The organism is Ideonella sp. P3_A4 (assembly GCF_056403075.1).
The window spans coordinates 1-9,041 of the sequence record NZ_JBFUGE010000235.1; the positions used below are offsets into that span (position 1 = coordinate 1).

General features: G+C 65.7%; 6 protein-coding genes. 5 read left to right on the forward strand and 1 reads right to left on the reverse strand.

Annotated features, from left to right (window positions below; translation table 11 throughout):
- Window positions 1–347 precede the first annotated feature (347 nt).
- The 5 genes from AC1DYI_RS19385 to AC1DYI_RS19405 all read left to right on the forward strand — a co-directional run bounded on the left by AC1DYI_RS19385 (window position 348) and on the right by AC1DYI_RS19405 (window position 6,738).
- A complete protein-coding gene (locus AC1DYI_RS19385) occupies window positions 348–1,049 on the forward strand; it encodes a helix-turn-helix transcriptional regulator (RefSeq protein WP_477205765.1) in 702 nt (233 codons plus the stop codon).
- Window positions 1,050–1,744: 695 nt separating this feature from the next.
- Window positions 1,745–2,872, forward strand: coding sequence for an ABC transporter substrate-binding protein (locus AC1DYI_RS19390; protein ID WP_477205766.1), 1,128 nt, complete (start codon window positions 1,745–1,747; stop codon window positions 2,870–2,872).
- A gap of 112 nt (window positions 2,873–2,984) precedes the next feature.
- A complete protein-coding gene (locus tag AC1DYI_RS19395; protein ID WP_477205767.1) occupies window positions 2,985–4,076 on the forward strand; it encodes a hypothetical protein in 1,092 nt (363 codons plus the stop codon).
- A 177-nt stretch (window positions 4,077–4,253) separates the two neighbouring features.
- The gene (locus tag AC1DYI_RS19400; protein ID WP_477205768.1) at window positions 4,254–4,460 is read left to right on the forward strand and encodes a DUF3606 domain-containing protein; all 207 of its coding nucleotides are present in this window, start codon (window positions 4,254–4,256) and stop codon (window positions 4,458–4,460) included.
- Between the two features lie 145 nt (window positions 4,461–4,605).
- A complete protein-coding gene (locus AC1DYI_RS19405; protein ID WP_477205769.1) occupies window positions 4,606–6,738 on the forward strand; it encodes a S46 family peptidase in 2,133 nt (710 codons plus the stop codon).
- 71 nt (window positions 6,739–6,809) lie between these two features.
- Here AC1DYI_RS19405 and AC1DYI_RS19410 read toward each other — a convergent pair whose 3' ends face one another.
- The gene (locus tag AC1DYI_RS19410) at window positions 6,810–9,005 is read right to left on the reverse strand and encodes an FG-GAP-like repeat-containing protein (protein ID WP_477205770.1); all 2,196 of its coding nucleotides are present in this window, start codon (window positions 9,003–9,005) and stop codon (window positions 6,810–6,812) included.
- Window positions 9,006–9,041 lie beyond the last annotated feature (36 nt).

Here is a 9,041-nt window from a genome sequence, read left to right on the forward strand (position 1 = left end):
CCTCTGCCCATTCGAAGAGGATGGTCATCGTGCCCAGCGTCGAGGTCATCGCCCAGGTCGTCTCGCCATGCTCGACGAAGTCTTCGGGGCCGCGGCGTCGCTGCATGCTGGCGCAATGCCGCAGACGCCTCGACGCTCCCGCCCAGTGCTGGAGCTTGACGTCAACGGGCAGCCACATTGCAATCGACGACGCTGCTTGCGCGTTCATTAGAAGTCCCCCTGAATTGCAGTAGGCTTGAGTCTCCATCGCCGCGGGTGCCCAAACAAGCTATCCACTTGGGTAGGTGGGTGGCAAAAAAGCAATAACTTCTGCACGACAGGTGCGTATGCAGTTACTCCAGAAATACTTGGACATCAGTCAGTCGCCTGACCAGGACAGCTTCCGGCGGCGGCTGATTGCCTTTGCCCACTACATGGACTTTCCGCTGGTGAGTGCAGTGCTGATGTCCAACCACGCCCGGGCGCTGGAGGAGTACTCGCCCTACGTGGGCAACCGACCCACCGACTTCCACAGCGAGTCGGTCGATACAAAAAACGTGACGACCGACCCGGTGCTGGCCCGTTTGCGCCAGCGGGGTGTGCCCTTCTACTACGACCAGAAGTTCTATGTCGACAACGGTGCGCCGGAGCTGTGGGAACACGCTGCGCCTTGGGGTTTTCGCACCGGCATCTGCGTGGCGCTGCAACTGTCGGACGACAAAACCTTCCTGCTCGGGCTGGACCGCGAACGCGATCTGCCGACCGACGAGAAGGACCTGACGCGCATGCTGGCCGACTTGCAGTTCCTGGCTGCGCATGCACAGGATGCGGCATGCCGATTGCTCTTGCCTGCGCATATCGAAGCGGCCAAACCCAAGCCCAAGCTGACGCCCAAGGAGCGAGAGATCCTGCTGCGGGTGCTGGAGGGCAAGTCCAACTGGATCATCGGGCAGCTGATCAACGTCAGTGAAAACACGGTGAGGTTTCACCTGAAGAACGTCTTCAAGAAACTAGATGTTTCCTCGCGCGTGGTGGCGGCCACCAAGGCGAGTTCACTCGGTATTCTCTGAAGACACAGCGGGGACATGCCCTGCTGGCAAGGTCGCTCCAGAGCGGCCATGACGGCAAAGATGGCGGCGCTCAGCGCCTACCCGACGGGTGGGCTATCCGGCCCCTACCCGGTTGAGTAGGTGGCGAGGCGAACTCTTCTTTGTTGAAATTCCGTCATTGATTGAGGACGTTGTTGAGGAGTACCCCATGTTTGATTTCCTGCTGGCGCTGTTTGGCCTGTGCGACTTCCCGTATGGGGGCGGCTGAACCCAAAGATTGACGCATTGACGCGATTGCTGAGGGGCGCTGAAGCGCACCCTCGACAGGCGATCAACAACTTCCACCGACTCTGACGAGTCGGCCGAACCAGATCCCTCCACAACCGGCGTCGAGCCTTCGGGCAAGAGTTGGTTGACTTTCAAGGTGCCGGTGGCTTGCTGCCGGCACCCTTTTTTTTTGTGAGGGGGTTCTCGCCGCCGATGCGCCTTTCGGGTCCGCGTCGGCCGGCTGCTGCGAAGGCTTGGGGGCCAGCGCGTGACGCTCGTGAAGTTGTCACAGACACCGGTGAACATCGCAGCCAGCGATGTGACGCCGTAGCTGGTTTGCTGCAGAGGAGAACGGGGACGGACTTCCGACGTTGAGCATCGGCCTTGGCCACGAGCCAGGCGCATCGGTGCGCCCGGGGTTTTCTTTCTTAGCCGTTGTTGGGACTGTGATGAAAAGAAGAAGCTTGGTTGTAAACGGTGCCGCGCTTGCGGCTGCCGGTTGGATGGCGCCGCTGCGCGCGCAGCCGTCGGTCATCAAGTTCGGCCAGTCGGCCTCGCTCAGCGGTGGGCAAGCCGGCTACGGCAAGGACGTGCGCGACGGCATCCTGGCCGCGTTCAACGCCGCCAACAAGGCCGATCCGAAGGGCCCGCGCTTCGAGCTGATGACGCTCGACGATGCCGGCGACAAGGAGCGCTGCAAGGCCAACGTCAAGCAACTGGTCGACTCGGGCGTCACCGCCTTGATCGGCTTGACCAGTGGCGCTGCCGCCGAGGTCTGCCTGCCCTTCGCCGAAGAGCAGCGCGTGGTGGTGCTGGGCACCGCCAGCGGCAACATGGGCATCCGCGACGACAAGTGGACGATGGCCTACCACGTGCGCACCGGGTACGACGACGAGTACCAGCGCATGCTGTCGTACATCAAGAGCTTCAACATGCAGCGCCTGGGCTACGTGCACCTGAAGGACACGTCGCCCGCCAACCAGGCAGCGATGACCAAGGCGTTGAAGGCGGTGGGCCTGGAGATGACGGTCAGCGTGCCACTGGACCGCAACGCGAAGAGCTTCGACGCCGAAGTGCGCAAGCTGCTGGACGCACGCCTGGACTGCGTGCTGTTCACGACCAACGCCCAGCCGGTCCTGGACATCATGTCGGGCATGGCGGTGGGGGGCTACCCCGGTTTCCACTTTGCGTCGTCCTTCGCCGGACAGACCTTGATCGACGCCATGGCCAACAAGGGCCGCAGCGTGATCATGAGCCAGGTCGTGCCGCGCCCGGGCTCGGTGTCGGCCCAGGTCGTCAAGCGTTGCCAGGAAGACCTGGTTGCGCTCGGCGGCGGTGCCCGCATCGGCTTCACCAGCCTGGAAGGCTACATCGCCGGCCGCGTGGCGATCGAGGCGGCCAAGGCGGGCTCGGCCAAGAGCGGCAGCCAGCTCAGCCGCAGCCGCTTCCAGGAAGCACTGTCCGAGCTCAACGTCGACCTGGGCGGCTACCGCGTGCATTTCACGCCGCAAAGGCTCGACGGCTCGCATTTCGTCGACGTGGTCGCGATCGACCGCACCGGACGGATCATCGGTTAGGGGCGGCGTTCGTCACGCCGCCAGGTCCCGCGCAATCCAGTGCTTCGTTGCCCATGGATTGGGTGGCTGAAGCACTGATCTTCACCCACCCAAAGATGGAGCACGAACCTTGATGACGAAGCTGAAGTTCTCTCTTCTCGCCTGTGCATTCGTTGGATCCTGGATCAGCGCGCAAGCCCAGACGGCGCCATTACCGGCGGCTGCGGGAGAGGACCCTCAGGGGCGCGTGATCAAGGTGGCGGCGCAGATTGCCGATGAGCTGGCCCAGCTGTGTCCGGTGTCCGACGCCRCTGACCAGACGGCCTTCGACAGATGCCGCAGCGGGTTGTTTCGCGACTCGCAGTTCAAACGCAGCCTGCAGAACTTCGTGCTGTGGGGACGCCAGCGCGACCCGGCCGCCAAGCTGTCCGACACCAAGCTGACCCAGTTCGGTCCCGACGTGCTCGCCGGCATGTACGTGCCGCTGTTCATGTTCAACGGCCAGTTCAGCGTCAACTATGTCGAGCGTGAAGGGCTGTACCAGATCCGCCTGGAAACGGCTTTCCGCAACGGGCTGACGCCGGGCCAGTTCCCGTACCCCTTCTGGCACGACAACGAGAAGTGGGGCATGTACGAAAAGGCCAACGACCTGATCCTGTGGTGGGACGTGAAGACCGACCGGGTCAAGGTCGCGCAGTTCACCGTCTTCGGCTCCCACCCGCCGATCCAGGCCAGCGCCCACGTGACACCGCCCAAGTTCGACGGCCAGTGGCGCTGGACCGATGCCCAGGGCCGCAGCCAGCCGACAGTCACGGTGTTCGACGGCCTGATGCGGCAGGACAACCCCTACCTCGGCAAACTGGACACCGCCTACAAGAGCCTCGCCCTGCGCCTGYGCGAAGGCCAGTGCATGGACTGCCACGTGCCGAACAACCCCGACGGCATGAAGCGGCTGGTGCTGCTGCAGACGCCGATGCATGCAGCGGCTGAGATCAAGCGGGTGATGGACTCCGTGCGCAAGGACCGCATGCCGCGCGACGAACTCGGCATGGAAAACCCGCTCGATGCCCACACCAAGGAAGCCCTGCTGAACGAGGGCGCGGCCTTCGAGCGCCTGGTGGATCTGGCCAGGCAGTGGGAAGCGGGCCAATCGGCTGCCGCACCGGCTGCCGTGAAGCCGGTGGCCCCGACCACCCGATCCGATGTGACGGCAAGCGTGAACTAGGCCGGCGCCCTTCTGGGCAGGCGCCGCATTTGGGGCCCTGCTGCCGCCCGGGCATGACGGCGGCAGGGGCTTGGCTGCGCGGGTTGCTGCTCGGGCGCGTGGTGGCCACACTGGTGGACACCACGCGCCGCACAGGCGCGCGCCACCAGACGCACCACGCACGCGCAGGAGGCCTCCATGATGCAGAGCAGCCCGCAAGCCACGACCGATCCGATCACCTTCCTGAAGCCCCTGGACCCGGGCCGCGTGAACACGATGGACCCGGTGGAGTTGCACTACTGGTGCCTGGAACTGAGCTGCACCGAAGAGGTGTTGAGCCAGATCGTCGACGAAGTCGGCGAGCACGTGGCGGCGGTGCGTGAGCGGCTTTTGTCCCACCGATGACGGACGACACCGGCGGCTGAGGTGACCACACCCGCCATCGCTGGCCGGGGCAGGCTCTAAACTCTTCGGCGTCGACCACGCTGGCGGGCGTGGCCCGCTTCCTGCGTGGCGCCAGCCTGCCGCCAAACCAGGGAGAGATAGACCCATGACCGACCGCCTGTGCCAGGCCGGTGCGCGCCCTTTTGTCCGCCACCTTTTCGCCGCCACCGCCCTGCTGACCATCGCCGCCGCGGCCATTGCCGACGACGGCATGTGGACCTTTGACAACCCGCCGATCGACCAGGTGCAGCAGCGCTACGGCGTCACGCTGTCGCCGTCGCTGCTGAAGCACCTTCAGCATGCCGCTGTGAACTACGGCGCCTCGGCCTCGTTCGTCTCGGCCAACGGCCTGATGCTGACCAACCACCACGTGGCGCTGGGCTGCATCGAGCAACTTTCCAGCGCCAAGCGCGACTTGGTCAGCCATGGCTACGCCGCGGCCTCCGCCGCCCAGGAGCTGCGCTGCCCGGGCGGCACAGCACGCGTGCTGCATTCGACCGAGGATGTGACCGAGACCGTGCGCCAGGCGATAGCCAGCGGCAGCAACGACGAGCAACGCAACGCGTTGCGCAAGGAAGCCATTGCCGGCCTCGAAAAGCGCTGCGGCGATGCCAAGATCGGCCGCCGCTGCGAGGTGGTGTCGCTGTACAGCGGCTCGCTGTTCCATCTCTACCGTTTCAAGGAGTGGGACGACGTCCGGCTGGTCTTCGCGCCCGAGTTCCAGGCGGCGTTCTATGGCGGCGACCCGGACAACTTCGTCTACCCGCGCTTCGCCCTCGACTTCGCGCTGATGCGGGTCTATGAAAACGGCAAGCCGATTGCGTCGCCGCAGCACCTGACGCTGGCCGACAAGCCGGTGGCCGAGGGCGACGCGGTGTTCGTGATCGGCCACCCGGGCCGCACGGACCGGCTGCAAACCCTGGCGCAACTGCAGACCAACCGCGAGGCCGTGCTGCCGCTCCAACTGGCCAGCGCCGAAGCGCAGCAGACGCTGCTGCACGCCTACTCGAAGCGGTCGCCCGAAGCGGCGCGCCAGGCGGTGGACCGGCTGTTCGGCACCGAGAACTGGCTGAAGTCGATGCGCGGCGAGTTCGCGGCCTTGAACGACCCGGCGGTGATGGCGGCCAAGCAGGCCGACGAGGCGCGTTTCCGTGCTGCTTACGCCGAGCGGGGCCTGAAGGACGATCCCTGGGCCGAGGTGCAGGCGGCCACCGGCCGCCACGCCGCCAAGGCCAAGGAGCTGTGGGCGGTTGGCTATGGCTACAAGACCTTGTTCGCCCACGCCGGCAACCTGGTCGAGCTGGCCTACGAACGGCAACTGCCCGAGGCGCAGCGGCTGGTGGCGTTTCGCGATTCCGCGTTGCCTGACGTCGAGCGCAAGCTGACGGCTGATGCGCCGTTGTACAAGGACCTGGAAGTCGCGCGCCTGGCGGGCCAGTTCCGCGAGGCGTTGACCCTGCTGGGCGCTGAGCACCGCTTCGTCAAAACCGTGCTGGGCAGCGACACGCCAGAGGCGGCCGCCGAGCGCTGGGTACGCAACAGCCACCTGGACGATGTGGCCGTGCGTTTGGCGCTGATGGCCGGTGGCGTCAAGGCGATCGAGGCGTCGGACGACCCGCTGGTCCGCCTGGCGCGCGAGGTCTACCCGCTGCGGCGCGAACTCGCGCGCTTCAAGGAAGAGCAGGTCGACACGCCTGTCCAGCAGGCAGCCGACCGGCTCGGCCAAGCCCGCTTCACGATCTACGGCCGCAACCTGCCGCCCGATGCCACCGGCACGCTGCGGCTGTCTTACGGCAAGGTTGCGGGGTACGAATCGCGCGGCTGGGTCACGCCGTGGAAGACCACCTTCGGCGGTCTGCTGGCCCGCGCCGACGCTTTCGACGGCAAGGAGCCCTTCGATCTGCCACCGGTCATGCAGAAGGCGCGCGCCAAGCTGGACGCCCGTGTGCCGCTGAACTTCGTCACCACCGCCGACATCATCGGCGGCAACTCCGGCTCACCGGTGGTGAACCAGCGCGGCGAACTGGTCGGGCTGATGTTCGACAGCAACCTGGAAGCATTGGGCGGCCGCTTCGTCTACACCGACGCCCAGGCCCGCTCGATCGCGGTGCATGCGCAGGCCATCGTCTACGCGCTGGAGCGGGTGTACGGCGCTGAGCGGGTCGCGCGCGAGTTGCAGGGCAAGGCGGCGGGCGCAGGCGGTCAACCGACTGCTTCGCACGCCGCTTCCAAGCCTTGAGGTGGATGGGCCGCGTGCGGCCCATCTGGTCACGCCCGGGTCTGACGATCCTGACCCGGGCCCTGCGTGCGTCACTGCTTGGTGTAGGGCAGGCCGTACAAGCCTTGGTTGCCGGCCGTCAGGTCGAGGCCGAGGCCCTTGACTCGAACGACTTGTCGGCCGACATAGCCGCCCAGGGGCACGCTCTCATAGCGCAGGGTGTTCTGCTTGTCGAATTGGCGTAGCTTGCCCTCGGTGCCCACCCAGACGTTGCCACTGGCGTCGCCCGCCACCCCGTCGATCGGGGCGGTGGCTGCGGGCCAGCCCTTCACTTCGACATAGGCTCCGTTCTGGAAGGCCATCTCGTGCACAAGTCCTGCATCGTCGCCGACGAGCAGGTGCGGGCCGGCGACGCGCTTGGCCGAGGACATGGCGGTGCCGTGGAAGCCTTCGATGGTCGTGTCCAGTGAGCGCGTCACGCCGTCATACACGTAGGGCTTCCCGTCGGCGGCTAGGCACGTGTACTCCAGCTTGCCGTCGCCATCGAGATCACCGATCGACAGGTCCTTCGGGTCCCCGCCCACGCCTGAACTCCATCGGATGTTTCCCGTGGCCGCGTCGAAGACGAAGATGGCACTCGTCGAGCCGCCCAGGAATTCGACCTTGCCATCGCCATCGATGTCGGCGGCTGCCACGGTGTCGAAGCTCCAGGCTTGGTCGTGGTAGGCGGAGGCCGTCCGGACAAAGGCGTTCTTGCGGGTGAACTTGTAGGCTTCGAGGGCGCCGTTATACCCGTGGTCCGTTGCGATGAGGATGTCCGGACGGCCATTGCCGTCGACGTCGCCCAGGCGGATGTCGCGGATCCCCAGCGTGCTCTCGCCGTCTCCCGTCGGGCCGGACACCGCTCGCACGGCCAGGGTCCGGCTGTCCAGCACGATGATGCGGCCGCCGCCGTCGAAGCCGTTCGAGCCTCGTGAAGCGAAGACGATCTCGTCGATGCCGTCGCCGTCGAGATCGCCGGCCACGGGGCCTATGAAGGGGCCGACTAGGTCGAAGTTCTGCCAGTCGATGTGCTTGGTGGCCCAAGTGGCCACATGCAGGAAATCCGGACCCGTGCTGGTGGCACCCGCGCCCCACAACAATTCGGAAATGCCGTCACCGTTCACGTCGGTCACGAGCATGTTCGTCACACCGTGGTCTGGGTTGTCGATCTTTCCGATCTCCACCCGGCTCGTCGTGTCGTACGCATGGACCGATCCCCATTGCCCATCGCCCACCAGCAGCTCCCGCACGCCGTCACCGGTGAGGTCGGCCAACTGCAGGGCGTCGATGTCCGATCCGGCCTGCAAGACCCACTTGCGCTGCTTCGTCTCAACGTCGTAGGCCGTGATGACACCCGCGCCGCCGGCGGTGATCAATTCGTCGCGGCCGTCAGCGTCGATGTCGCCGGTCACCAGGTAGTCGCCGAAGCCGGTCGCGCGGCTCCACTGCGGTTTCCTGGCGGCACTGTCGATGACCTTCCCCGCATTCGTGACGATCTCGATGGCGGCGTCGTCATCCATCTGGCCCAGGGCGATGCGCGATCCGCCGACGTTGGCCAGCGACCACGCGGCGTACGCGGGGCCGTGCGCGTACAGCATGTCGTCCACGCAGATCGAGATGAATTCGTCGGCACCGTCGCGATTCAAGTCGCCCGTCGCGAAAGCCCGCAGGCCGTCGTGCCCGTTGCCGCATGGGCTGCTGGCGATCTCTCGAATTTGCTTGGAGGCCGCGTCGTACTGGATGAGGGTTCCATCCTGCAAGGCGACGACGATGCGCTGTTCGCCCGCGATCCTGACGACCGAGAGATTGACGATCGGTGACGCAAATTCTTCCGAGGCGAACGTCTGCTTCAGGCCATCGGACAGCGAGGTCGACGACTTGCTCAAGGCATACCAGTAGCTGCCGAAGGTCAGGCTGCTCGCGGTGGCATAGACCTCGGTGGACCCGGCCACCGTGGCGGCGACAAGGCCTTGGGCGCCGATATAAGTGCCGAAGGAGAGGTAGGACCACGTCGGTCGCACGGCTGATGCAGACGCCGGTGACACGCGTGGCGGCACCGAGGCCTTGGCCGTGGGATGCGCGCGCGGCCACTCGATCTTCTGGTAGGTCAACGGATCAACGCCGACGGGTGTGACCGATGGGGCAGTGGCCCGGCTACCTTGATGACCAGGTGCGGCGGATGCTGCCGCGCACAGAACGGCTAGGCCGATGGCCCCCGCCGTCGCGATGAGTCGTTGTTTCTGCATGGAAACTCCCTCGAATGCCCTTGAATGAGTCAGTCA